Below are 26994 nucleotides of genomic sequence, written 5' to 3'. Positions count from 1 at the left end.
ATAAAATTTGAATAGGGGGAAAGCTATGGACTTAACAACACTCACCGACTCGATCATTATCCTGCTGGCCAGCTTACTCCTGATCGGCGTATTCGCCACCAAATTCTCCAGCCGCTTCGGATTGCCTGCGCTGGTTTTTTTTATCGCGGTCGGCATGCTGCTCAGCCGATTTATTTATTTTGACAATTTCTTTATCACTCAATTGGTAGGGACCTTTGCTTTGATCGTTATTCTTTTTGAAGGCGGAATGCAGACTAAATACAACACGATCAAACCGGTTATTTCAAGCGCGTTATCATTGGCTACACTCGGCGTCGTGCTAACAACGGCGGTCATTGGCATCAGTGCCGTATACATTTTGGGAGTTTCGTTGGAGGAGGGTCTTCTCTTCGGAGCGATTGTCGGTTCCACCGACGCCGCTGCGGTTTTTTCCGTTCTTGGCGGCAAAAATATCAAGGAACGCATTACATCCACGCTGGAGGCCGAGTCGGGCAGCAATGACCCCATGGCGGTTTTCCTCACAGTATCTTTAATTGAATGGATCGGGCACTCCGATCACGATCTGCTGTTGCTCATTCTCTCGTTTTTTCTGGAAATGGGCCTTGGACTACTGTTTGGACTGGTTTTCGGGTGGCTCGCCGTCAAGGTTATCAATAATATTAATTTTGATTCTTCCGGGCTTTACCCGGTTATTGCCGTTGCTTTTGCCATTCTGACTTACGGCGTCACCGCGGTTATCCACGGTAGCGGATTGCTAGCGGTATATGTGATGGCACTGGTGTTAGGAAATTCAGATCTGACCTATCGCCAGTCGATCCTGCAATTTAACAAGGGATTCGGCTGGATTATGCAGATCACGATGTTTACCCTGCTCGGTCTGCTCGTATTTCCGGCCGAATTGCCGGGGATTATGCTTCCGGGGGTTGCCTTGTCCATGGTGCTAATGCTGGTGGCGCGCCCCATCGGGGTTTATGTGAGCCTGCTATTCGCAAAATTTTCATTTAAAGAAAAAACGTTAATTTCCTGGGCCGGACTTCGCGGCGCCGTCCCGATCGTACTCGCAACCTATCCATTGATGAGCGGGCTCCCCAACGGACCCCTGTTCTTTAATGTGGTCTTCTTCGTCATCCTCACCTCGGCCATCATCCAGGGGGCTACCATTTCACCTCTGGCCGAAAAGCTCGGATTAGCGGGAGAAAGCGGGACTCAGTCTCATTCCCTGCTGGAACTTGTGGCGCTGGGCAAGACCAAATCGGAAATCAACCATCTTCATATCCATGCGGGAATGAAAATCATCGGCAAAGAATTGCAAGAGTTGGATCTTCCCAAAGAGGTCCTGGTCACTGCGGTCATCCGCGGCGAGCAGATCGTCACTCCCCGCGGCAACACTATAATTGAAGAAGGAGATACACTCTATATTCTCGGCCCCAAAGCCCAGCGGGAGAAAATCAAGACTATTTTCAGCTTCCATGATTCTGCTAATGCCCCAGTAGTTCCCGATGTAGAGTTAATACCCGGCACACCGGAAAGTCCTAAATTTCCCTCTAAAAAATAAATTAAAAATTTTAAAAAAAATTATTATAAATTAAGGTACCGCTTCCAACCCCGATATTTCGCGCAGTGCTTTGCCTGCCGGGCTTATCGGGGTTGTTTTATGTCACACACTAAGTGATATTTTTCACATTAACCCATATGCATATATGCTAAAATTCCATCGAACAAAGGTTTTCGGACTCCTCTCAAGTCTTGAAAAACCCGTAATGGCGCCATCTTTCCCTCTTTTCGTTATTAAAATGTCTTCACATTTTAATATATATATTTTATTACTTATCTGGAGGTCATCTATCATGAAAAAGGCATCTATTCTACTGTGCAGTGCATTACTGATAGGTTTGCTTGCTGGCTGCGGTTCCGACAAGGATGGAAATAACGCTGCACCGGCTAACACCCCTGCTGAGAACAGTGCAAACAACAGTGCTAACAGCAGCACGAATAAACCGGCAGAAGAAGGCAAGTATCAAGACGGCGTTTACTATGCTCAAGGCGAACCGGACGCAAAAACAGGATGGCAATATTATGTTACTCTGACGGTTTCCGGAGGCAAAATCACGGAAGCTAAATGGAACGGAATCAATGCTACCGTTGGCGTAGACAAAGTGACTTATTCCAAAGAAGGAAAATACGGCATGAAAGCCGGCGGCGCTTCTTCCGAATGGCATGAGCAAGCCGAAAAAACAGAGCAATACCTGATTGAGAAACAAGACCCGAAAGACATCACACTGAACGAAGAAGGCAAGACCGATGCAATCAGCGGTGTTTCCGTGCACGTGAATGAATTCTTCGACTTGGCCGACAAAGCGTTGACTGCTGGTCCGGTTGAAGCTGGAACTTATAAAGACGGAACTTATCATGCCGAAGGCGACAAATTCGACGAGCATTCCGGCTGGAAAGAAACTGCGGACGTAGTCATCGCAGCAGGCAAAATCGTTAAAGTTAACTTCAGCGGCGTGAACGAAGCCGGCGAAGACAAGAAACAAAACTCCATCGACGGCAAATACGGCATGAAAGCCAATGGCGGATCGTTAGCCGAATGGCATGAAGAAGCAGCCACTGCCGAGACCTATCTGGTTGAAAAACAAGACCCTGCTTCGCTCACTTTCAATGAAGAAGGTAAGACAGACGCTATTTCGGGCGTAACGATCAGCTTGAAATCCTACTTTGATCTGGTAACCAAGGCTCTCGAACAAGCGAAATAATTTAACATCATTGCTTCATGATTACACCCTATTACAAGAAGGTGAGTCTCTTGAAAAAGATAGTCGTCCTAGGCGGCGGTTATGGCGGTGTCGTTACTTCCAAGCACCTGGCCAAACTGTTCAAAAAAGATAAAGACGTAGAAATCACGCTGATTGACCGCAATCCTTACCACACTCTTTTGACTGAGCTTCACGAAGTCGCAGCCAACCGCGCACCGGAAGATTCCATCAAGATCGAATTAAAGAAGATATTCGCCGGTCAAAAAGTAGATGTCGTATTGGACTCGATCGATCAAATCGATTTCGCTTCCAAACAACTTCGTTCCGAGAAAAACACTTATAAGTACGATTACCTGGTCATCGGTACCGGTTGTAAGCCAACCTTCTTTGGCATTCCGGGCGCCGAGGAGCATTCCCTGACCCTTTGGTCCTATGAAGATGCCGTTCGCCTGAAAGAACAGATCCGTAACAAGTTCGGGCTGGCAGCGAAAGAGACCAATCCGGCCAAACGCCGGAAGATGTTGTCCTTCGTCGTCGTAGGGGCCGGTTTTACCGGTGTCGAACTGGTCGGCGAAATGGCGGAGTTCCGCGACGAACTCTGCAAGGAATTCTTCATTGATCCTAGTGAGGTTCGTCTCGTCGTGGCAGATATGGCACCGAAAATTTTGCCGATCTTGCCTGACAAACTGATTGAAAAAGCAGCAAAACGTCTTCACAAAATGAATGTCGAAATCATCACCAGCGCCAAAATTACCGGCGTAACCCCTACCGGCGTCGTACTCGGGGACAAAGAACTCGAAGCGGATACCGTAGTATGGACCGCAGGCGTTGAAGGTTCCGAACTGGTAGGCAAGCTGGATGTGAAACAAGAAGGCCGTAAACGGATCGTTACGAACGACAAGCTGCAAAGCGTCGATCACGAAAATGTTTACATCGTAGGCGACAACATTTTCTTCATTCCGGAGGGCGAAACTCGTCCTGTACCGCAAATGGTAGAAAACGCCGAACAAGCCGGCCCATTGATTGCTCATAACATTCATGCCGATATTCATAACAAACCTAAGAAATCCTACAAACCGGGCTTCCACGGTACGATGGTATGTATCGGCAGCCGGTACGGCGTCGCCAACGTGGGTCTGCCGAACAAGATGTTCATGCTCACCGGTTTTATGGCGATGTTCTCCAAGCACTTGATTAATATGTACTACCTGTTTACGGTAGCAGGCTTCGCCAAAGTCTGGACTTACATGATGCACGAATTCTTCCATGTAAACAACCGGAGAAGCTTTGTCGGCGGACATTTCGCCAAACGTTCTCCTAACTTCTGGCTCCTTCCGCTCCGCGTCTTCGTCGGATACAAATGGCTGGAAGAAGGTCTGGATAAACTGCCGAAGATCTTCAAGGATCCATCGAATATCTTCCTGATTCCGGCTAATCCGAATGCGGGTGACGCTGTCTCCGCAGCCAGTGAAGCAGCTACGAACGTAACGCAAGCCGTAGATGCGCAAACCGCAGCTTCGGCCGTAGAAAGTGCTTCTACAGCGGTTACTGCTTTACCGGTGCCAGGATTCGTTAAGAGCATCGTCAACTGGTTTATGGATATCTTCTTCTATTCCTCGGACGGCGGATTTACAGCTTTGGCCACCGTGTTCCAGTTCTTCATGGTCTTCATGGAAATCGCCCTCGGCATCATGATTATCGTCGGACTGTTCACAGCCGTAGCTTCCGCAGCCACCGTGGCGCTAGGCATCATGATCTGGTCGTCCAGCATGGCTTCGACGGAAATGATCTGGTACATGACCGCAGGCGTCGCATTAATTGGCGGTTCGGGCAGCGCGTTCGGCCTCGACTATTATGTTCTGCCTTGGCTCAAGAAACAATGGAAGAGAATCCCGCTTGTGCGAAGATGGTATTTATACACCGAATAGCGTTATAGACGAAACATTAAGTATTGTAACTGATTGCAAACAGAGTAATGTGCGTAGCCGCGCATTACTCTAATTTTTACTATATTACCTAAGATTTTAACTATCGCGGCATTTCAGCCGAGGAGTGTGCCCTTATGAACTATGAGCTCATCCAAGACGCCTGTCACTTGTTGCAAAGCGAGCTATCCCCCGAAACCGGCATTCGGGTAACGATTTCCGATCAGGATGTACGGCCTTTTATCTTTCTATTGGAGCAATACGACATGCCAGCGATCCGCCGGCTGCGCCTCTTGTCCATTTACATCGCAATCAAGCTCGCCCTTCAGCGCCACGGTGACTGTGAATCATCCGACAGCGGAGAAGTTCTTACCCGCAAGGTGCTGGACGGCGACTATTTATACAGCTTTTATCTCCAACTTTGTCTGGGATGGCAAGAGATCGATCTTCTCATCCATTTGGCTCCCGTCATCAAGCAGATTCAAATCAAACGGGCCAGCGGTAAATCGGAAGACGAACGCTTGCTCAAAGGCTGGGAATTGTTTTTGCAGCTTGAAAACAATCCTTCCCGGCAGAGCCGGGCTATATAAAACTACATTCGTTCACATGGCGTCAGACCTTGTAAATTCGCGTAAATCCATTCGTTGTCATTTGTGATCTTTTCACTTTTTCATAAATGATAGCTGCACTTATCAAACCCGCCATGAAACGGAAACCGCCCCTGCCTGCTGCAAGCCATCAACATGAACAAGGAGGGTATTTCCATGAAGATCAAGCTGGACGATGCACTAGGTATCTCGCTCCGGTCCGTCGACCGGGAAATCGAAAACATGGTTAAGTATGACAAGGATGTTCCCCGTTCTTCCGAGCTCGTCAAGAGCATACTCGACCTGGTCCGTTCCGGAGGCAAGAGAGTCCGGCCCCTTATGGTCATCGTCGGCAGCCGCTTCGGCCCGTCTCCCGATGAACGCAAAACATGGCGACTCGCTGCCGCTGCGGAATTCATCCATGCCGCCTCCCTGATTCATGATGACATTATCGACGACTCTCCGGTCCGCCGCGGGCAGAAAGCCCTCCACATCAAGCTTGGCGTGAATGGTGCCTTACATGTCGGCAATTATATGTCCGCCAGGGTTATCGAACTGATCTCAGCTTATTCCGCAGACAGAGAGCGATACGTATACGATCTTTCTTCCCTCGCAACTACGCAGCTTTGTTTAGGGGAATACCAACAGTTGTCCCATCTCTTCGATTATGAGGTCACCCTGGAGGGATACCTGGAGAAGTCCAAAAATAAAACAGCCCAGTTGATGGCCACCTGCTTAAAGATCGGCGCCCAATCCGCAGGAGCGGATGAGAGCGTGGCGGATCTGCTTTACTCCTTTGGAGAAAAGCTTGGCATTGCGTTCCAAATCCGCGACGACATCCTTGACTTCACCCAGTCCGCGGAGAAGCTCGGCAAACCCGCCGGCAGCGACCTGCGTAAGGGGCAGGTCACCCTCCCTGTCCTTTATGCTTTACGGAACGAAAGACTGGCCCCTTCCATCCGGGCCATTACGGCTGATACGCCTCCCGCGATTACGGATGAAGTCATCGCGGCCATCCAGCAATCCGGCGCACTCAAAGAAAGCGAAAATCTGAGCGCCCGTTATCTGGACGAAGCCCAGGACATCATTTCCCGGTTAAGCCGCTATCCCGCGCACCGCGATCTGCAGGCGCTGCTGAACTATTTCGGCGGCCGCGACAACTAAGCGGCCTGGCGAAGCCTGCCGATCGTTGCCTTGCTGTTCCGCAGCCTGAACCGAATCGCCCTCCCCGCTCCTTGAACGGGTGGGGCGATTATTTGTCTTCTGCTTTTTACTGCGTCTACCCTCCGTACACCGAATATACAAACTCCCTACATTCCACCAACCTTCCTTCGTTCCCTAGACATTCTTGGTATAGATTTACCTACAGCAACCCCAACTTTCATTCCGCCTAAAATATCGTGCCCTCAAGCCCTGGCTCAGTCCAGCAAAACACCGCAAAGTTTCCTCACGGGAATATTTCGAGCGAACCGCCAATTCCCAACAGGCATCCGATTACTTCTAACGGACACTGGAGACGTTATTTGCAAAGAATCGGTAGTTTCGCGATCCTAACGGACATGGTGGACCTTATTTTTCTAAATATGACGCGAATCGAAGCGAACCTGACCTATTAAGGTCTATGGTGTCCGTTAAATTCAAAAAACCGGTAAATTGTCAGAGTTAACGTCCCCTATGTCCGTTAGATTCGGATGAAACTAAAAAAGCACGGCTGTCGACAGAGAACAGGTTTCGTCTCCGGACTGCCGCGCTTTTGATCGGTAACTTTTAGGTCAGAAAGAAATCGCCAAGGGTGAAAAACAAGATCACCATGCTGATTACCTGATTTAAATTGTAGGAAGCCACGCTCATTACTTTTCGATTCGACGGCTTGATCATTTTGTGCTCCATCATCAGCAGCAAAATGGAAATGGCGATCCCGGCAATGTATAACCAGCCCAGGTGACGGATCGGGATCAGCGTGATCAGCAGCAGCACCATAATCAAATGAAGACCTGCGGCGATCCGAAGACCGTTTTTTAAGCCGAAAATGCTGGGAACGGACCATAGTCCATGATTCTTGTCGAACTCAATGTCCTGGGACCCGTAAATGATATCGAAACCCGCAATCCACAGCATCACGATCGTGCCGAGAATGAAAGGCGTGAAGGCAAACTGGCCGGTAACGGCGAACCAGGCTCCTATCGGCGCCGATGCTATAGTGAATCCCAGATATAAATGGCTCATATAAGTGAATCGCTTCGTATAGGAGTAAGATGAGATCAGGAAGATAGCCACCGGCGATAAAATAAAGCACAGCGGATTCAGCATCGCTGCCGCAAAGATGAAAATCGCATAGTTAACGACTACGAACAGGAGCACTTCTTTCTCGCCGAGCAGCATCCGCGGAAGATGACGATGTGCCGTTCGCGGGTTTTGTGCATCAAAAGTGCGGTCCACCACGCGGTTAAATGCGTTTGCCCCGTTGCGTGCGCCGATAAGCGCGATCAGCCCCCACAGCATCACCCGCCAGGACGGGAACCCCTCTGCGGCCCAGATCATCGAGATTACCGCAAAGGGCAGCGAAAATAACGTATGCGAGAACATCACCAGTTCGCTGTACATCCTGATCTTGGCACCGACCTTACGCGCGTACTCCATGTTCGTTCCCCCCTATGGCTTCATGCACGGAATTCAACGCCTGATCGAGGGCGGCAAGCATTTCGGCAATATCCTCCTCCGTAATGACAAGCGGAGGTTGAAAAGCCAATACGTTGCGGCCCACGCCGTTTTTACCGATGATGAATCCGCGGTCCTTCATCTCCTCGAGCACGTCGTCGACCAGACGGGCCCCGCGTTCGCTATCGTCCGCGTATAGCTCCGCGCCGATCATCAGGCCGGCGCCGCGCACGTCAGAGACAAGCTGCGGATAGCGGGCGGCGAGGGCTTGAAGCCCGGCGAGCAGCAGGCCGCCAAGGTGCTCAGCACGCTCGGGCAGGCGGTGGGCTTCGATGTAATCGAGCACCGCAAGCGCGGTGACGGACGAGACCGGATTGCCGCCGAACGTGGAGGCCGAAGGCCTCGTGAAGCTGGCGGCAATATCGTCCGTCGAGGCGAACGCGGCCACGGGCACGCCGCTCCCGAGGGCTTTCGCCATGGTCAGGATGTCGGGCGTGACGCCCCAACGGTCCATGGCGAACATGCGGCCGGTGCGGCCGAAGCCGGTCTGAATTTCATCGGCGATGAGCAGCACTCCGTACTGCTCCAGCAGCGCCTTCACTTCAGGGAAATACCAATCCGGCGGCACGATCATGCCCCCGTTGCCCTGGATCGGCTCCGCGATCATGGCAGCGATCTCGCCGCCCTTCTCCGCCAGCACCGCCTTCAGGGCATCGATGGAGCGGCGTGCCGCTTCATCCCCGCTCATTCCGCGTTCATAAGGCTGCGGAATGAACGTCACGTCCTCCGCATCCTTGCCCGGCTCCGCAAGCTGCGGATCGGAGCGCCACATCCGCAGGCCCGTGACGCTCATCGTCAAGTACGTGCGGCCGTGCAGGCCCTGCTCCAGCGCGAGGAAGCCCTTCCGCCCGGTATGAAGCCGGGCGAGCAGCAGCGCGCCTTCGTTGGCCTCCGAGCCGCTGTTTACAAAGAATGTCCGGCTAAGGCCGCCGGGCATGACCCCCGCCAGCCGTTCCGCCAGATCGACATTCGGCTGGGTCAAATAAATCGTGCAAGTATGTTGCAGCGTTTTTAGTTGCTCAACCGTCCGCTCCACGATTTCCGGATTGCAGTGCCCGCTGGCAACCACGGAAACCCCGGCGAAAAAGTCCGTGTAACAAGTACCGTCATGCCCGTACAAATATTGCATCTCGCCTTTGACCAACTGCGGCGGATTCCGGTAGAAATGACTGGTACACGGGTAGAAGTATTGCCGACGCTTGGCCAGCACGCCCTCCGGTCCGATATAGTTTTCCATTTTTACCGCCCCTCTCATGGCTTTGTTCAATTGTCCTCTTCAACATATTAAAAATAACTGGATTTCCTACAGTTAATTCTCTTCGGTAGGACCTGATTTTCACATTAACTGGAATACCTCCAGCTAACTATCCCTAATTCTGCGAATCCTGCTGTAACTGCACAAATTAACTGGATGTTTTACGGTTAAATATACAAAACGATAAATTATTGCAAAAATAACTGGAGATTTTCCAGTTATTTTTGCGTCAGGCGGCAAGGCTATCTCGCCTCGTCGCCCCACATAGGCTATCAAGCCAATCAAAGGCCTCAAACCGACTCTTCCAATGCGACTCCAGCCTCGTTTGCTAAAGCTCATCTGCTTCCCCAGCGCCTCAGCCTCGTTTTCCGAAGCCCCTTAGACTTCTCCAACGTCTTAACCCGGCCTACACGCCCGTGCTCACGGGCGCTTGCAGGCTTGAGTCCTTGTCGGCGGGCTCGCCTGTAGCGGCGTCCTCCTCTGCGCTACCGGCACCGGCACCGCCGACACCCGCCGCTGCGCCGCCGTCAAACTGCAGCGCACCCAGCGTGTAACCGGCATATACCGGCGCCAGGCCTGCGAACAGCTCAACCGCTGTCTCCGGCTCGTTTAGCGCGGTTTTATAGGTGGCGACGATCTGACGGAGTTGTTCCGGCTTGTAGGTCGCCCCTTCAATCCGGAAGACGGACAATCCGGCTTCCTTCAACTCTTTCACGAGCGGCAGAAGGCAAAGCTCTTTAGCCAAAGTTAAATGGTTGCGTCCGTAGGCGTCCCGGTAAACCGGATTTTCGCCTTTATCCGTCATCAGCACAAGCACGCTGTTGTCTACGAAATGATTGTCCTCTTCACCAATCGGCTCAAAGACCTCCGCATTTTCATGCAGGTCGTGCTCCATGTACATCAGCGCCGGTGACCCGTGGACAATCGCTTCCAGCGGACTTGGCGAATTCGCAAGCAATGCCGTAAAGTCCAGCAGCGGCAGCTCCAGCGATGCCGTCATACGCTCCAAGCCAAGCTCCTTATAGAAACCGGCGGACAGCCGATTATAAACGTTCAGATTGAAATCGCCCACCAGCGGATAGCCTTTACCCGCGAATTTGCGTACGGCGCCCAAATCGGTCACCATCACACCGTCGATTGGCAGACGTTCCCCGGACAACAGCGCATCATAGATATCGAATTGCAGCTCCGTCATCATCCGCGGCACGCACACGTAGAGCTTTGCCGTGCCTTTGACCGCCGCGAGTTCCAAAATCTCAGCCTTGGTAAAAGGACGATCCGGCTCAAAGACATCGCCCGACAAATAGATATGGTCGGCACCAGCTTCCAGCGCGGCCTTGGCTTGCTTCAAGTTATTCACATGTACCGAGATTTCGGGTACGGCCACCGCATTCTTGTTCCCGGCGCCGGACAATTCCCCCTGGATTTCATCAAGCCGTTTCACGCCCAGTTCCCGCTCTTCGGTCGGAGTGCTGAACACTTTGCCCGTGCTGTAAAATTTGCCGGTTCCCTCGTACCGTTTGTTGATGTTCGACAGACCCGGACGCCCAAAAGCATATGCCGTTGAAAAATCGCGCTTGCGGTTCTGATAAAGCAATTCCGTGTCCTTGCTGCGTTCAAAACCGGCAGGATCGTTGATATAGCGGTCGATCGCATCGCCGTAAGCATTCACCAGCATGACGACGAATTCCTTGTCCCGCATGCGCCCTTCAATTTTAAAGGACGTGATCCCACCATGAATCAATTCCGGGATATGCTCGTACATGAACATATCTTTTACGGCCAGCGGGTATTCGGAAGGATAGACATTGCCGTCTTTCTTGATGCGGTAATCCCAGCGGCACGGTTTCAGGCATTTCCCACGGTTGCTGCTCATCCCGAACACAAGGGAACTGAAGTAGCAGTTCGCCCCGTGAACCGAGCACATATCGCCATGGATAAAATACTCCAGTTCCATTCCGGTAGCGGCCTGCAAATAGCGGGTTGTGTGCAAATCCATTTCCCGGGATGTCACGACGCGGGTTACCCCCATCTCTTGAAGCGCCTTGACCATCTCCACGTTATGTACATTCATCATGACCGAGGAGTGCACCGGAATCTTCAAATCCAGCTGTTTGATCAAAGCGAGCACAGCAAAATCCTGCACGATGATCGCGTCGGGTGCCGCCTCTTCGAGAAACCGGAGATAAGTTGCCGCCTCCTCGATTTCTCCTTCATTTAACAGGTTGTTAACCGTTACGTAAGCTTTTTTTCCCAGGGAATGAGCAATTTTTACCGCCTCAGTAATCTCTTCCAGCGTAAAATTGTACCCCTTGCGCATAAGCCGCATATTCAGGCTAGGTCCGCCGAAATAAACGGCATCACAGTTCGCCTTGATTACCTCTTTAAAAATCTCAAACGTTCCCACCGGTGCAAGCAGCTCGACTTCTTTTCCGTTAAAATAGCGTGCCACAGTGTTCCCCTCCTCCATTTTCCCGCTTTATAAGCGGTCTATATAAATTTGCTTAAAATGATTGAACTTGGATTACGATGAAACTGCGTTGGCAGTGAAATATACCTGTGTAAAAAAGTCGCCTCGCATCTTTAACTCCAGTTCAATCTAAGCATCAGCACAACCGCAACAAGTACGACATAGGACAATACAAACCAGGTATCCCGAAGCCTCCAGCCCAGCAAGTGATACTCCGAACGCGGGGCGCCTATGATATAGCCGCGGGACTCCATGGACAGAACGAGTTCTTCCGCGCGGCGGAAGGCACTGACCGTAACCGGAACCAGCAACGAAACGAGCATTTTCCCCTTTTCCTTCCAAGGCATCTCTTTGAGATCCGCTCCACGCGCGGCCTGGGCTTTTAATATTTTGTGGGTTTCATCCAAAATCGTCGGGATAAACCGCAGCGCGATGCTCATCATGAGCGTCAGGCGCTGCGCTGAAATTCCGATCTTTCGAAGCGGCGCTAGCACTCCGGCGAGGCCCTGGTTAAGCAATCCCGGTGTCGTAGTAAACGTCAGGATCGCTGTAAAAGAAACCAGCAGCGCCATCCTCGAGGCGGCAATCAACCCGCTGCTTAAACCTCCGGTATAGAGACCCCAGGAGCCCACATGCCAGAGCACGTTCCCCTGTTTCACCGTCAGGCATTGGACCACAAAAATAAACACCATCAGCACCCAAAGCGGCTTGGCCGCCTTGGCATAATACTTGAGAGGAATTTTGGTCGCAGCCATATACGCCAGCGAGAAAGCGGCGGCGATGCTCAACGCCAGCCAGGAGCCAACGATTACAATGGCAACCAGATAGAGGACCATGCCGGTCAGCTTGGCACGCGGGTCCACGCTGTGGACCCATGAACCGGTATCGATGCTCCGTCCGAACAGCAATTTGTTCCGCATCGTTATCCGCTCCCATCCCTCTTGATGCCTTGCTTACGTTCATCCAGCAGCCCTGCTACCCGCCCGGCCAAAGTCTCGGGCGTCAGGCACGGTTCCTCAGCTTCCAGGCCAAACCGTGCCGCGATTTCGTTCCAGGTCGTAATACAGGCCGGAACCGCAAGCCCGAATTCCTTTTCAAGCCTGCCCGCCTCACGTACCAGCCCGGCAGCAGGACCCTGGAATACTTTGGCTCCGTCCTTCATTAGAATCCAAGTATTTACATAGGGAAGCATCTCTTCCATGCGGTGGGTGACGACGATTACCGTCTTGCCTTGTTCCCGCTGCAGCCGGGATAACAGCACGGCCAATTCGGCCCGGCTTTGCGGATCCAGCGTCGCGGTCGGCTCATCGAGCGCGATCACGTCCGGGTTCATCGCCAAAACCGAGGCTATGGCTACTTTGCGCATTTGACCTCCGCTTAAATGAAACGGATTGCGCGGCAAAAACGAATCGTCCAGCCCGACCATCTCAAGCGCCTTGCTGGCCCGATCCTTTGCTTCCGCCGGGGTCATCCCGAAATTTAGCGGCCCGAAACATAAATCCTTCTCCACCGTATCTTCAAATAGCTGCTGCTCGGGAAACTGGAATACCAGGCCCACGCGCCGCCGAAGTTCACGTAACGGCGGCTGTTTTGCGCCGGCTTCCAACGTGAAATCAAGCACCCTTACTTTTCCGCTGGTCGGCTTCAAAATGCCGTTAAAATGCTGCAGCAAAGTGGACTTCCCGGAACCTGTCGATCCGGCAATTGCCGCAAATGCGCCCTTGCCCAGCTCCAAGTTGACCTCCTCCAGCGCACTGTGGCGCCAAAGACTGCGCTCGTCATAAGCGTAGCTTACTTGCTCGAAACATATTGCCATAACGCATCCGCCACCTCCTCTCCGGAGCGGTCAAGCGGCACTTGAATGCCTTGCTTGCCGAGTTCCAAGGCTAACCGGACCCGGTAAGGAGCAATCAGGCGGCAGGAGTCCAGCAGCTCCCCGTTTTGAAATAAATCCCACGGCTTCAAGTCAGCCGCTATTCCCCCATCCCGGAGCACGATCGCCCGGTCCGAAGCCATAATCTCCTCCGCATCATGCGTAATGGAGATAATCGTGTATTTTCCGCTTTGCTTCATCTCGCTCACGATATCGAGCAGTTCTCCACGGGCTTTCTCGTCCAGCATGGATGATGATTCGTCAAAGATGACGATCCCGGGTTCCATCGCCAAAATAGCCGCTACCGCAACCCGCTGCTTCTGACCTCCCGACAATTCCGCGGGATGTTTGGACAGCAGGTGGCCGATTTCCAGCTTTTCCGCATAACGCTTAACCCGGTCCACCATTTCTTCGCGCGGTAAACAGCGGCCCTCCAGGCCGAAGGCGATATCTTCCTCCACGGTTGCCCCGATAAACTGGTTATCCGGGTTTTGAAATACCATCCCGATCCGGGGCCGGATTTGCTGAACGGTTTCCTTCAGCAGCGGAGTTCCTTCTACTATAATAGTTCCGCCGTTTACGGCGAGGAGTCCGCCGAGAAGTTTGGCGAGCGTCGATTTTCCGCAACCGTTGGGCCCCACCAACGACACCCAGCTTCCCTGCCGGATGCTGAACGTTACATCATTGAGTACCGGATGTTCCGGCCCGTAAGCAAAAGACACATGCTGCAATTCGAAAGCGAGCCCGGTCCCTTCCATACTCTTTTTCCCCTTTCTTCACAGCCGCTACTTCGATAAGTCTAGGCCGTTTCTGCCAGGAATCCCTCGAACAACGACAGCTTGGATAGCGAAGGAATCAGATACTTGACGGCAATCCCGACAGCAATCCCGGTCAGTACCCCCATAATGAGCAGCATAGGCAAGTAGTAGAAGATTTTAGTGGTGTTGAAATACAGGGAAGCGGCTGTAAGCTGCCCAATATTATGGGCGATCCCCCCGATAATGCTGATACCGATGACGCTTAGCCGCTTCCGGCCGACAACCAGCAAGAACCACATCGCAGCAAAACTGAACAACGCCCCCATAATGCTGAACAGAAAACTTGAAAAAGTACCGAATATGAATGCGGAAAGCAAGGTTTTGAGAAGTACCATCATGAAGGCATCTCTCGCCCGGAGAAAATACAAGCAGGTCAGTACCATAATATTAGCCAGGCCCAGCTTGGCGCCCGGTACGCTCATATTCAAGGGAATCGCGGACTCAACTAGGCTGAGTACCACCGCAACCGCGGCGAATATAGCTACGATAACCGTTCTTTTTAAGGCCAGGTTGGATTGTTCATTTAACGACGGCATCGAGATCATCTCCTTCTCCGGATGCTCCTTCTATTTCTACGAGCAGCTTATGCGGCAAGCACACGATCGTCCCGCCGTTCCGCTCTATGAATCCGAACGTTAGACACACTTTGTCGGGGCAATCGGCGTCGATCATTTCGATGCCGTAATCGTGAACCTTTAGCAGGTTATATCCAAACTCCGTTTTGATTTCAATGGTCTGCTCTTCGCCTGTCAACTCCACCGTACGGAATGGTTTGCCATCCACCGTGATTTTGGCTATTCTAGGCCCGTTGTGATATTTTTCACTTGATTCCCCATCAAGCCACCTGGGGACCAAAAATACTGCAGCAATGACTACAATTAACCCGATCAGTAGAATATCTCCGCGTTTCATGGTTAACTCCCTTATTTTTTAATTATATAAATCTTAGATGAACTCATTATACCTGTAACATTCCTCACTCCCGTGTGACATTTATCTCATTCGCAGAGCCATTTCACAAAATCCTCACTTAAGAGAAGGTTAAATGGAATAATTATTACTTTGTGAATAAAAGTACTTTTAGAGCCGAATTATTTCTGCTAAAATCAAGGACGAAATGACAGGGAGAAATGAGGCTACGCATATGAGAAAAAACAAATCGGCAATGCTGCTGGTGACATGTTCCATACTCGCGGCACTTCTAGGCGGTTGCTCCGGCAGCGACAACTTTGCGGACGCGCAGAGCGCTAATCAGCGTTCCGATTCCGACAGGGGCACCGAAGTAGGCGACAACTCTGCGGACGCGCAAGACGCTAATGTCCAGTCGTCCCAAAATCAAGCTGTGGAACCCTTGTCCCAGACATTTTTTATATTCGATACCGTCGTGAATGTCAAAATCTACGATAACCGGGCTACTACCAAAAACTTCGAAGAAGTGGAAGCGCTGATGAAAAATATCGATAACAAGATCAGCCGCACGAACCCGGACAGCGAAATCCACAAAGTAAACGCACAGGCCGGCATCGCCCCTGTTAAGGTGTCTCCGGACACGTTTGAGCTCGTCTCACTGGCCGTCGATTACGCCAAGGAAACTAACGGTCTGCTTGATCCGTCCATCGGACCGCTCGTCAGCCTTTGGAACATTGGCCATGAGGGTGCGCACGTGCCGCCGGCCAAGGAAATTGCTGCCGCACAGCAATTGACGGACTACCGCAAAATTGAATTGAACCCGGAGAAACACGAAATTTATCTGCAAGTCAAGGGTATGGAAATCGATCTTGGCTCTTACGGTAAAGGCTATGCCGCCGACGCCATCTATGATTATTTAGCCGAGCAGGACTTTCACAGCGCCATTATCGACCTCGGGGGCAATATTTTCGCCATGGGCAGCAAGCCGGGCGGCAAGACTTGGAATGTCGGCATTCAGGATCCCGACCAGGAACGCGGCAATCCGATCGGATGGGTACGCGTGAAAGACAAAACCGTGGTCACGGCCGGCATTTACGAACGTTTTTTTATTGAAGACGGGAAGCTGTACCAGCATATCATCGACCCGCGGTCCGGATACCCGGTCGATAATAACATCAGCAGCGTAACGATTGTTACGGATCGCTCCACCGATGCGGACACCATGGATACTTCCCTGCTGATCATGGGTATCGAAGAAGGATTGAAGTTTGCCGAGAACACCCCAAATACGGAAGTCCTGTTCATTACCAAGGACAAGAAGCTGTATGCCACTTCCGGATTCAAGGAATTGCTGAAAAAAACAAACGACGACTATACGTTTGCTAACTGATCATCGGCTATTATCTTAATTCGCTTACGCACCTCCGCTTCTAAGGAAGTGGAGGTTTTTTCGCGTTGCATCCTTCAGGAGAAACATTTATTTGACTTTTCATGAAATTTGCAGTAAAATTACACATTAGATTGTTAAACCCCTATAGCAGTTCCTCAAAAGATTATAACTCTCCTAATACCTAATCGGTATAAAATTCCTTATTTGATTGACCCAAAGAGTAAGAAATTTCGTGTAGGTCTGATTCACACTGGCGCGGTCATCGGAGCCGCAAGGACAAATGAGAGGTAGGGCTTTTGTTGTTTTGGAAACCGTTAAATAGTTGCGGTTGTAGTCTAGGCAGGAACCATATCGTTGCACCTTCAACGTGTACATGAAGGACGGGTTGCAATATTAATCCCTCAAGGGAATATACAAAGAAACAAAAAGCAAGCGTCACGCGGATGAAACCACCCGTTTGACGCTTGCGTCCATTTTCCGGCCTTTTACGCTTACTCTACGCTAAGGTTATCCCAGTTAAGCTGAAATTGCTCCAGCATTTTCTGCTTATCGATTTTCCCGCCGATATAAGCCTGAATGCTGCTGGCGATTTCCGGCGCCATCCCGTTTGGAAACCGGAACCAGTTCCAAGTCAGCGCTTTGCCGGCGTCCGTATAGTTCAGTACTTCCATCCCAAGCGCCCCCAGATCTTCTTCGCTCCCCTGTATGCTATCGAACGCGGGAATGAATTTGAATTCCTTGGTGATATATTTTTTGCCCGTATCGGAAGTGACCAGCCAATTGAGGAACTCCTTTGCCTCTTCTTTGACCGGAGAGTCTTTGTAAATGACCCAGTTGTTCGGCACGCCGACAAACAGTTTGTCGTTATCCTCCGCCGAATCGTCGACCGGCATCGGCAGGATGCCCAGGTTGAGATCGGGGTTGATCCCGTCCAATTGTACCTGGGTCCAGTTCCCTTGCTGCAGCATGGCCGTTTTTCCTTCCGCAAACATCGTCACCTGGGTATTGTAGTCGGTGGTTAACGGATTGTCATTGCCGTATTCCAGCGTCAGGTCAAGCAATTCCGTCCACACCTTGAACACCGGATCCTCTCCAAACTTGTATTTGCCATCGCTCAATCCCCGTATGAAACCTGCCGGATCCTCCTGATTCGCAAAGGCCGCATTCACGTTATGGTTGCCGAGCACAAACCACTCCTGGTACCCATTGGAGAACGGCGTAATGCCCGCCTCCTTCAGCTTCTCCGCAGCTTCTCTCAATCCGCTGAGGGTTACCGGCTTTTCTTTGATCCCCGCTTTGGAAAATAAATCCTTATTATATATAAAACCATACCCTTCAAGATTCATGGGCTGGCCGTAAAGCTTGCCGTCTTTCATCATCGGTTCCTTGGCGATTTCCTTGACATCCTTTACCCAAGGCTCATCCGACAGATCCTCCAGATACTCCTGCCACATCTCCATCTCCGTATACCCGCCGATATTGAAAATATCCGGTTCTTCGCCGGAAGCGAATTTTGATCGCAAGGAAGCGCCGTAATCGCTGCCCCCGCCCACGGTCTGGATATCCAGCTTGATGTTCGGGTGTTCTTTTTCAAACTCCGCTTTCAGACCTTCCATCGCTTCGGCAATCTCCACCTTGAATTGAAAAATGTGCAGCACTTTGCGCTTCCCGTCCATCTCCGGCCCGCTTTTGCCGCAACCGGCAACCAGCAGCGCCATCACCAGCAGGAGCAATGCCTGTTTGCCCAGTTTCATTTCTCGTCACCCTCCTTTGCCTTTCTTGCTTATCTATCAAGCTGTAGGCGCTCTAATGTGCAGTATCCTTATCCCTTCACCGAGCCCTGCGCGATGCCTTCGATAATGTATTTTTGCATGGCCAGGAAAAAGATCAAGACCGGCGTAATGCCAAGCACCAGGGCCGGCAGCGCCAGGTTCCATTGCTTCGTATACTGACCGAAAAAAGCAAACGTTTCAATCGGAATCGTATACAGCTCCGGCTTTTGCAAAATCAGCGACGGCATCAGGTAATCATTCCAAATCCATAGCGTATTCAAAATAATAACGGTTACTGCGATCGGCTGCATCAGCGGCAGAATGATCCGGAAAAAGATGCCGTATGGTGAGCAGCCGTCGACCCGGCCCGCTTCCTCAATATCCACGGGAACCGATTTGACGAATCCATGCAGCATGAACACCGTTAGTGGAGCACCAAAGCCCAGATAACAGATCACCAGGCCCCAGGTCGAATTCATGATGCCCAACAGACTGGATACTTTCACCAACGGAATCATGATCGCCTGAAAAGGAATGACCATCGCGGCGACAAACGCCGCGTACAAGAACCGGTTATACCGAGTCGGCTTGCGGGCCATCCGGTACGCGGCCATCGAGCACATCAACACCAGCAGCAAGTTACTGGCCACGGTGACGAGCAGCGAATTGCCGAACGCTTTCGGAAATGAAGTCTTCTCCCAGGCTTCCACATAGTTTCCCCATTGGAAAATGCTTGGCCATCCGGCCGAATCGGTCAGGATTTCGCCAAAGCTTTTCAGGGAGTTGACGATCAGGAAATAAAAAGGAACCAGGAACACTAATCCGCCGAGGATCAATACCGCCTCGATTAAGATCAATCCGCCGCGATAACGTTTGGCTGTCTCCATCACAATTCAACCTCCCTGCTCTTGGTCGCCCGAACCTGAAGGATCGAAATCAGCGCGACGATAATGAAGAAAATGATCGCCTTTGCCGAGCCCATACCGAACCGGCTGATGTTGAAGGCTTCATTGTAAATGTTCAGCGCCACCGATTCCGTCGATTTGAACGGTCCTCCCTTGGTCAGGGACAGGTTCAAATCAAACAGTTTGAATGACCAGGATATGGCCAGGAACAAGCAAACCGTTACCGCGGGCATGACCAGCGGGAAGATGACGTTTCTTAACACCTGCCGGCGTCCGGCGCCGTCGACTTTGGCGGCTTCAATCAAATTTTTGGGTACATTATTGATTGCAGAAATATAAATAACCATGAGATATCCCGCGTTTTGCCATACAAAGACAATAACGATCGCCCAGAAGGAGGTCGCTTCGGTACCAAGCCAAGGCAATTTAAAAAAGGGCAGCCCGGTTGCTCCGCCAATCGACGCGAAGCCGCGAACAAAAATAAACTGCCAGATGAAACCGAGCAACAATCCCCCGATTACATGCGGCATAAAATAGACCGTTCTCATCACGTTACGCGTATACAAACGCTTTGTTAAAAAATAGGCCAGCGCAAAGCCCACCATATTCGTGAGCAACACGCCCAGTACCGTAAATTTTGCCGTGAACCAGAACGAATTCAAAAAGGCAGGGTCTTTGGTAAACACATGAATAAAGTTCCGTAAACCGACTCCATCCGCTTGCCTGGATATCCCGTTCCAGTCCGTAAATGCATAATATAAGCCCAGAAAAAACGGGACCGCTACGATCAATACGAAAAATATCGTCGAAGGCCCCACAAACACCAACTGCTGTATCTGCTGGGACGTCTTTCTCCGTGTCATCTAGGTCTCACTCCTTGGCTAACTGTTTTGACCTCTTTTTACCCTTGAAGCCAAAGGATTGAATCTGGTTATTACCGGAACGGGATTGTTGGCGTTTTGTTGTTTATTATTATTGCGCTTGGATTAACAGCGGGGCTGGCCTCAAATGGAGTTATGAAGTCCTTCGCTTTAATCGGTTTGGCGGGAGCTGTTTTTATGGCATAAGGTTTATATCAGGGATGAATAATTCGCGTTCCTTTTTCCCAGAATAATGATGTCTTTCCATACCAGTCCAAAGGGGTGTTTCGCATGCGTGAAGGTTTGATTCCTACCGTTCTTGGAGCCGTAGTGTCCGCTTCTGCCGCATCACTGCTTGGAAGCAAGTACAAACTTGCTGCAACCGGGGCTCTAGGATTTGGCCTGGCCCATATCGTGCTCGGCGCCATCGATCTGATCGAGCACCGCTAGCCATGTTGGAAGATAACCCGGGAAGGAAGATTCCCGGGTTTTTTGCAATTAAAAAAAGGAGATCGCCGCATGGTCTGCTAAAGGCATGCCGATCCCGGGAACGGGTATTACGGTTTTTGCAACCGTGATCATAGCTTTACTACTGATCCGTTAGTCACCGAAGATAGAAAATCCGCCGCGCCCGTGTCGGGTATGACAGATCTTACAAAGGTTGTCCTACCGTCTTTGGATCACCCGGATTGATATAGTAAACATACACTTTTTTATCCGAACCTAGAGCATAGACGGTACAATACCAGGCGGTTTGATTCTCATTCCAATGAATGAACAACTGCATGTTCACGTTTCCCGATTGTATCCCTTCCACATCGATGGTCCCAAACTCCCCGGCAGGACGTTTGTATCCTTATTATCGCGTCTATGTATTCCCAAATTTCAGAGCCGTCCATCTCATCCTCGCCCTTGACGGGGTTCGGGCCGAATAAGGTGATCGCCTCATTTTGATTTATCCCCTCATGCACTTTTTCAAAAATCGAGGCGACATGCGGACTCGCAGGAGTGACCGTTTGTTCTTTAAGGGGCATATTTAGCAATTTTGCAATCGCAGTGGCGTTTTGCTTCCGGACCTCATCGTAAACCGTTTTGCCATCGTTATTTTCCAGGTCGGGATTTGCTCCGTATTTCAGCAATGCCGCAAATACCTCTTCATCATCAAGAAGGAAATAAAGAACGGTGTTTCCCAGCCCGTCCTTTGCATTAGCTTCTGCTCCCGCTTCGAGAAGTGGTACACAGGCTTCCGGCAGGAATATTCCCGCAGAGATAAGGACCGGCTGGCCGGATGTCTGCGCATTCGGATCGGCTCCCCCGACAAGAAGCAATTTAACTAGCTCAAGCGCTTTTTTTCGGCCAGCCTTCATCAGTTCGGGGTCCGGCACGTCGGATGCATAATCGCCGCGATTGACCGCCAGCGTCAGTAAGGAATTTCCGTATTCATCCACCGTATTCGGATCGGCTCCTTGCGAAAGCAACTGTTCGACAGCCATCGTATCTCCATTATTTATAGCCTCGACGAGTTGGGTGTTTCCATTGTTTTGCGGTTGTTTGTCACTAGGCAAAGATTGAGCGGGGTCCAAGCTCGCTGAGAATTCCGCAGAAGCGGCAACGCCCTGCTCCTTGATTAAATCTTGATTGTCCCTAATCCACTTCATGGCATCCAGAAGCGTGGAATCTCTACCCTCTTCCTCCGAGAAATAAATCAGAACCATTTCGGTCCAAAACTCGGCCTCCACCTCATCGTTTTCAAAAAAAGTTTCAACTTCAATCCCTTGGCCGCGCCAGTCTTTTAGAATACTGCCCACAAAAACCCGCAAGCGGTCATAACCGACCTGTTCCTCCCAATCGGCCGCGGTAATTCCAGTCGAAATCGCCGACAAGTCTTCACTTTGAAGACCCTCCTCTTTGCCCGGAGCCCCGGAACAAGAAGTGACTATTAAAGTGAATGTAACTAAAACCGAGATGAATAAAGTCCGCAAAAAAGCACGCTCCATTTTCAGATTCTATTTTCGTTGATACGCATATCGATAGCTTTAGTCCGGATTTTCAGGGCCTCATAAGCCCCTTTGATGAACTGATGACTGACATCCTGGCCTGATCGATTCACGATTTTCGCTTTTCCCGGGAGCACATCCTCCCCGGTTCCGCCGACAATCTCGGCCGGTTCCCGCGGCGTAGCAAGACCTCCTAAAAGTTCCGGGCAGACGGTAATCGCCTTTTTCCCGGCAACCCATTTCGCGATACTTTCATCCGGGCAGTCCGTGCCATTGTAACGTACCTTCTTTCCCGCCGGGCAGGAGCTGACTAATAATCATTTTTGCGCCTCCTCATGCAGTTTGAGTTGCTTCTGTTACCCCCTATTATGTCAGTTCCCCGCAAAAATGGGCAAGACTTTTCCAAACCACGTTTTGGGATTATTCTCCAATTTGCGGGTTGACTAATTAAAATTTGCAGTATAACATACACATAAGCTTAACTACATTTCCTCTAATCTAAATCTACTCCAACATGAGTCTCGTCCTCCCTTTTGCGCAAACGTTTGCTTTATGGTTTGAACTGCAATTTATGAATCGCTACGGTTATTGGCTGCCTTACAACGATGGATCCTTAAACGGGTGTTCAACACCTAATGCGCCTACCTTCCCGAAAAAACAACCCGCAGACAGACGAGCCGTAATCGCTCAAATATCCAAACAAGCAGTCAGGCCTTGGCGAGAACAAACAAGGATCTCCCCCGCAAAACACCCATATTCTGAAAGGAGGGCCAAGGATTCAAACAAAACTATTTTTGAAAGCGCATTATATGTAATTAAACCCAATAAGAGGAGTGATGACGTGCAATGAAACTGAAAAATGCATGGTTCGGAGTATTCATGGCATTCATTCTTGTTTTATCGACATTCACCCCCTCCTTCGCCGATCCAGCCGATCCATCGGCTACCGTATCGGATGAAGCGTCGGCGCCGGCAAGCTTAAAAATACATTTCAAAAAACCAGGAGGCTGGGGGACTCCCCAACTTTATTATTATCAGACCAGTCCAAGCGTTGCCGAGCCCACCTGGCAATCATCTCCGTCCATGGACGCGGAGCAAGGCGACTGGTATGTTTACGCCATCGAGGGAGCCGCCGGTGCGAGAGTGATTTTCAAAGACGGCAACGGCAATCAGACACCGGCGGGCGGCCAGCCCGGTATGCTTAGGGACAAGGAGGGATGGTATGACGGGAGTAATTGGAGCGATAGCGATCCCAATGCCGCAGATACGATCTCCCCGGATGCACCATCCGGCTTGATAAGCACAACCAAGACGGACACCGCCGTGACGCTATCTTGGGCGCCCGGCTCGGATAATGCCGGCGGAAGCGGCTTGTCCGGATACCTGGTCTACCGGAACGGGTCGCAAGTCGGCTCAGAGACGGCTGCTGCCACCTTTACGGACACCGCGCTCAGCCCCGAGACGGAATATGTCTATACGGTTAAAGCGAAAGACAAAGCGGGGAACGTGTCCGACGCCAGCAACGCTTTATCGGTGACTACCAATTCGGCGGGGAGCACAAACAAAGCAACCATTTACTACAAGATGGGCTATACCACACCCTACATCCATTACCGGCCTGCAGGCGGCAATTGGACGGCCCTCCCCGGCATCAAAATGCAGAATGCCGAAATGTCGGGATACGCCAAATCGATCATCGATCTCGGAACGGCGGCCCAGCTTGAGGCCTGCTTCAACAACGGAAGCGGCCAATGGGACAGCAATAACGGCAAAAATTACTTTTTCCCTCCCGGAACCTGGACTTACTCCGCGGGAGTAATCACCCCGGGTGCTCCTTCCGACGGTTCAACGGACATCACCCCTCCCGCCGTGCCGGCTAATTTGGCCGTAACGGGCAAAACCTCCACGACAGTAACGATAACGTGGACCGAAAGTCTGGATAATGAAGGCGGAAGCGGACTTCAGGGATACGAGGTCTACCGGGACGGTACCCTGGTGGATGCCAATGTAACAGCGGCATCCTATACATTTGAAGGTTTGGCGGCGTCTACCGCTTATTCTTTTACGGTACTGGCCAAGGACAAAGCGGGGAATAAATCCTCTCCATCCGCACCTCTTATCGTGACGACTTCAGCACCGGGCGCCGGGAACCAGGCTATCGTCTATTACTACACCAAGACGCGCGCCTGGTCGCAAGTCAACATTCATTACTCCCCCGCCGGAGCCGCATGGACGACTCCTCCCGGAGTAAAAATGGCGGAAGAAGCCTGCAGCGATTGGACCAAAATCACGATCGACCTTGGGGAAGCAACCAGCATGAAAGCCACATTTAACAACGGCTCACTTTGGGACAATAACAACGGCCAGAATTATGTTATCGGCACGGGAATTACAACTGTCAAGGACGGCGTGGTCACCTCCAATGCGATCAGCCCGTGCACCCCTTTGCCCGAAGACAAGTTGCCTCCTTCGGTGCCGGAAAATTTAAGTGCAGTTGCCAAAGACCTTGGCATTACCTTGACCTGGAGCGCTTCAACCGACAATGAGAACGGAAGAGGCGTAGCCGGATATGAAATCACGCGCACAGGCGGAACCCAAGGTCAAAAGATATACACGACTACCCGGACCGATTTCAAGGAAACGAAACTTGAAGCGCAAACGACGTACACTTATACGGTAAAAGCTTTTGACAAGGCGGTTCCCTCCAACATGTCGGCTGCCAGCGAACCGGTCACGGCCAAGACGGGCGATGCTCCTCTTCCTCCGGTCGGCGGAAAGCCGCTTGGTGGCGATGTCCGCGAAGATTCCATTTACTTCGTCATGACAGCACGTTTTTACGACGGAGACTCCTCGAATAACCGCGGCGGGCAATATAATGTGGATTCGGGAAATGCGGCCAACAATGACCCTATGTTCCGCGGCGATTTCAAGGGATTGATGGAGAAGCTCGATTATATCAAGGCCCTTGGATTCTCGGCGATCTGGATTACGCCGGTCGTGCTAAACCGTTCGGATTATGATTTCCATGGTTATCACGGATACGACTTCTACCGCGTGGATCCCCGTCTGGAGTCGAGCGGTGCGAGTTATCAGGAGTTGATCAACGAAGCCCATAACAAAGGGATCAAAATTATTCAGGACGTCGTTTACAATCACTCCAGCCGCTGGGGAGCGAAAGGATTGTTCACACCAACGGTTTTCGGCATCCGCGATGCACAGTGGAGCTGGTACTACGACGAGAATATCCCCGGGCTGGAATATGACGGGCTTTATCCGAATGATGTTTCCGCCAAGGCCTATAACGGCGATATGTGGTCTACGACGGAGCCTGCCGGCAACACCTGCCGGAACTGGGGAGTACCGACACAGTACTATAGCAAGGAAGGTTATCGTATTTACAATTGCCAATGGCCTAATCCGACTTCCGGCATGTTCCCTACCGAATACTACCATCCATGCTGGATTGGCAACTGGGAAGGCGAAGATTCCCGCAGTTGCTGGCTCCACGAGGATCTGGCCGATTTCAACACGGAAAGCAAGCCTGTACAAGATTATTTGATTGAAGCTTATAATAACTTTATCGATATGGGCGTGGACGGTTTCCGGATCGATACTGCGGTTCACATACCCCGAATAACGTGGAACCGCCACTTCCTTCCAGCCGCCGAGGAACACTCCGTGGCGAAATTCGGCGAGAAGGGAGAAGACTTCTTTATGTTCGGCGAGGTCGGGGCGTTTGTTAACGACAAGTGGAATCGCGGCTCGGTCAACCATTCCGCCCAGTTCTTCACCTGGAAGGAGCGCAAAGAATATAGCGCCGACGACGAAGTAGCGGCTTTAGAGCAATACAATTACGAAAATCAGCTTGGGACGGGCAATCAGCCTACCTCGGACAATGCTTTCCTTCGCGGAAACGCATATCACACTCCCGATCATAGCAAATTCTCGGGCATGAACATCATCGACATGCGGATGCACATGAATTTCAGCGAAGCGGTCAATGCCTTCCATAACGGCAAAGATTCGGACGATTCCACCAATGACGCCACCTATAACGTGACATATGTCAGCAGTCACGACTTCGGCCCGAACAAATCAACCACGGCATACAATGGCGGAACCGGCGCCTGGGCGGAAAACATGAGCTTGATGTGGACGTTCCGGGGCATTCCGACCATCATGTACGGCGATGAAATCGAATTCCAGGCCGGTGAACGAATCGACTGCGGGCCGACCTGCCCGCTCGAAGAAACGCGCCGTGCCTATTTCGGCGACGAAATCGAAGGAACCGTGGTTGCTAGCGACTTCGGCAAGGTGGCTTCCGCTTCCGGCAAGGTCGCCGATACACTGCAAAAACCGCTGGTCAAGCATTTGCAGCGGTTAAACCAAATCCGCAGGCAGATTCCTGCATTGCAGAAAGGCCAGTATTCAACCGAAGGCATTACGGGAAAAATGGCCTTCAAACGCAGATACACGAATGCCGCCGAAGGCGTCGACAGCTTCGCGCTTGTAGCGATCAGCGAATCCGCGACTTTCACGGGCATTCCGAACGGCACCTATAAAGACGCCATTACAGGCGACGTGAAAACCGTGACGAACGGCAACTTATCCGTTTCCTTGTCCGGTATAGGCAACCTTCGTGTCTACGTGCTGGATCTGCCGGGCAACCCGGCTCCGGGTAAGATCGGCGAAAACGGTCCGTATCTGAAATAGCTTGCAGAATATGAACAAAAGCGAGGCCTCCGTGAAAACCGGAGGC

The 26994-nt window shown here is 51.3% G+C and carries 20 protein-coding genes and 1 pseudogene; 8 read left to right on the top strand and 13 right to left on the bottom strand.

Annotated elements, in window-relative coordinates; translation table 11 throughout:
- The first annotated feature begins 25 nt into the window (after nucleotides 1–25).
- The 5 genes from DFP94_RS24515 to DFP94_RS24495 all read left to right on the top strand — a co-directional run bounded on the left by DFP94_RS24515 (nucleotide 26) and on the right by DFP94_RS24495 (nucleotide 6432).
- Nucleotides 26–1555, top strand: coding sequence for a potassium/proton antiporter (locus DFP94_RS24515; protein ID WP_114499095.1), 1530 nt, complete (start codon nucleotides 26–28; stop codon nucleotides 1553–1555).
- Between the two features lie 292 nt (nucleotides 1556–1847).
- A complete protein-coding gene (locus DFP94_RS24510; protein ID WP_114499094.1) occupies nucleotides 1848–2756 on the top strand; it encodes an FMN-binding protein in 909 nt (302 codons plus the stop codon).
- A 50-nt stretch (nucleotides 2757–2806) separates the two neighbouring features.
- Complete coding sequence (locus tag DFP94_RS24505) at nucleotides 2807–4684, top strand: NAD(P)/FAD-dependent oxidoreductase (RefSeq protein WP_114499093.1); 1878 nt, start codon at nucleotides 2807–2809, stop codon at nucleotides 4682–4684.
- A 134-nt stretch (nucleotides 4685–4818) separates the two neighbouring features.
- A complete protein-coding gene (locus DFP94_RS24500) occupies nucleotides 4819–5271 on the top strand; it encodes a hypothetical protein (RefSeq protein WP_114499092.1) in 453 nt (150 codons plus the stop codon).
- Between the two features lie 174 nt (nucleotides 5272–5445).
- The gene (locus DFP94_RS24495) at nucleotides 5446–6432 is read left to right on the top strand and encodes a polyprenyl synthetase family protein (protein ID WP_114499091.1); all 987 of its coding nucleotides are present in this window, start codon (nucleotides 5446–5448) and stop codon (nucleotides 6430–6432) included.
- Nucleotides 6433–7035: 603 nt separating this feature from the next.
- Here the strand turns inward: DFP94_RS24495 and DFP94_RS24490 are convergent.
- From DFP94_RS24490 to DFP94_RS24455, 8 genes are all read right to left on the bottom strand, one after another.
- Complete coding sequence (locus DFP94_RS24490) at nucleotides 7036–7908, bottom strand: UbiA-like polyprenyltransferase (protein ID WP_114499090.1); 873 nt, start codon at nucleotides 7906–7908, stop codon at nucleotides 7036–7038.
- The gene (locus DFP94_RS24485) at nucleotides 7892–9223 is read right to left on the bottom strand and encodes an aspartate aminotransferase family protein (RefSeq protein WP_114499089.1); all 1332 of its coding nucleotides are present in this window, start codon (nucleotides 9221–9223) and stop codon (nucleotides 7892–7894) included. Before DFP94_RS24485 ends, DFP94_RS24490 begins: the two co-directional genes overlap by 17 nt.
- A gap of 424 nt (nucleotides 9224–9647) precedes the next feature.
- A complete protein-coding gene (locus DFP94_RS24480; RefSeq protein WP_114499088.1) occupies nucleotides 9648–11693 on the bottom strand; it encodes a peptidase U32 family protein in 2046 nt (681 codons plus the stop codon).
- A gap of 131 nt (nucleotides 11694–11824) precedes the next feature.
- A complete protein-coding gene (locus DFP94_RS24475) occupies nucleotides 11825–12631 on the bottom strand; it encodes an energy-coupling factor transporter transmembrane component T family protein (RefSeq protein ID WP_114499087.1) in 807 nt (268 codons plus the stop codon).
- 2 nt (nucleotides 12632–12633) lie between these two features.
- Entirely contained in the window at nucleotides 12634–13527 is an 894-nt protein-coding gene (locus DFP94_RS24470; protein WP_114499086.1) for an energy-coupling factor transporter ATPase, read from the bottom strand.
- Entirely contained in the window at nucleotides 13503–14342 is an 840-nt protein-coding gene (locus DFP94_RS24465; RefSeq protein ID WP_114499085.1) for an ATP-binding cassette domain-containing protein, read from the bottom strand. The genes DFP94_RS24470 and DFP94_RS24465 overlap by 25 nt, the downstream gene beginning before the upstream one ends.
- A gap of 41 nt (nucleotides 14343–14383) precedes the next feature.
- Nucleotides 14384–14938: a Gx transporter family protein gene (locus DFP94_RS24460; RefSeq protein WP_114499084.1), complete on the bottom strand. Its 555-nt coding sequence runs from the start codon at nucleotides 14936–14938 to the stop codon at nucleotides 14384–14386.
- A complete protein-coding gene (locus DFP94_RS24455; protein ID WP_114499083.1) occupies nucleotides 14922–15314 on the bottom strand; it encodes a NusG domain II-containing protein in 393 nt (130 codons plus the stop codon). Before DFP94_RS24455 ends, DFP94_RS24460 begins: the two co-directional genes overlap by 17 nt.
- A gap of 232 nt (nucleotides 15315–15546) precedes the next feature.
- On the opposite strand from DFP94_RS24455, the gene DFP94_RS24450 reads away from it, so the two are divergent.
- Complete coding sequence (locus tag DFP94_RS24450; RefSeq protein WP_245955083.1) at nucleotides 15547–16701, top strand: FAD:protein FMN transferase; 1155 nt, start codon at nucleotides 15547–15549, stop codon at nucleotides 16699–16701.
- A gap of 491 nt (nucleotides 16702–17192) precedes the next feature.
- On the opposite strand, the gene DFP94_RS24445 is transcribed toward DFP94_RS24450, so the two are convergent.
- From DFP94_RS24445 to DFP94_RS24435, 3 genes are all read right to left on the bottom strand, one after another.
- Nucleotides 17193–18455: an ABC transporter substrate-binding protein gene (locus DFP94_RS24445; protein WP_114499082.1), complete on the bottom strand. Its 1263-nt coding sequence runs from the start codon at nucleotides 18453–18455 to the stop codon at nucleotides 17193–17195.
- Between the two features lie 68 nt (nucleotides 18456–18523).
- The gene (locus tag DFP94_RS24440) at nucleotides 18524–19360 is read right to left on the bottom strand and encodes a carbohydrate ABC transporter permease (RefSeq protein ID WP_114499081.1); all 837 of its coding nucleotides are present in this window, start codon (nucleotides 19358–19360) and stop codon (nucleotides 18524–18526) included.
- A complete protein-coding gene (locus tag DFP94_RS24435) occupies nucleotides 19360–20241 on the bottom strand; it encodes a carbohydrate ABC transporter permease (protein ID WP_114499080.1) in 882 nt (293 codons plus the stop codon). Before DFP94_RS24435 ends, DFP94_RS24440 begins: the two co-directional genes overlap by 1 nt.
- A gap of 288 nt (nucleotides 20242–20529) precedes the next feature.
- Here DFP94_RS24435 and DFP94_RS24430 point away from each other — a divergent pair, with 288 nt between their 5' ends.
- Nucleotides 20530–20688, top strand: coding sequence for an asparagine synthase (locus DFP94_RS24430; protein WP_114499079.1), 159 nt, complete (start codon nucleotides 20530–20532; stop codon nucleotides 20686–20688).
- A 311-nt stretch (nucleotides 20689–20999) separates the two neighbouring features.
- Here DFP94_RS24430 and DFP94_RS24425 read toward each other — a convergent pair whose 3' ends face one another.
- Nucleotides 21000–22220 carry an ankyrin repeat domain-containing protein gene (locus DFP94_RS24425; protein ID WP_181873280.1) on the bottom strand — a complete coding sequence of 407 codons (1221 nt, stop codon included), beginning with the start codon at nucleotides 22218–22220 and terminating at the stop codon, nucleotides 21000–21002.
- Nucleotides 22221–22255: 35 nt separating this feature from the next.
- A pseudogene (locus DFP94_RS24420) lies at nucleotides 22256–22552 on the bottom strand (2-thiouracil desulfurase family protein); the annotation flags it as partial.
- Between the two features lie 529 nt (nucleotides 22553–23081).
- Between DFP94_RS24420 and DFP94_RS24415 the strand changes: the two are divergent.
- Nucleotides 23082–26948, top strand: a complete 3867-nt coding sequence (locus tag DFP94_RS24415) for a carbohydrate binding domain-containing protein (protein ID WP_114499077.1) — start codon at nucleotides 23082–23084, stop codon at nucleotides 26946–26948.
- Nucleotides 26949–26994 lie beyond the last annotated feature (46 nt).

The organism is Fontibacillus phaseoli (assembly GCF_003337355.1).
Lineage (GTDB): Bacteria > Bacillota > Bacilli > Paenibacillales > Paenibacillaceae > Fontibacillus > Fontibacillus phaseoli.
Note: the sequence above shows the minus strand (reverse complement) of the source record. Positions and strands in the feature narration are given on the sequence as shown.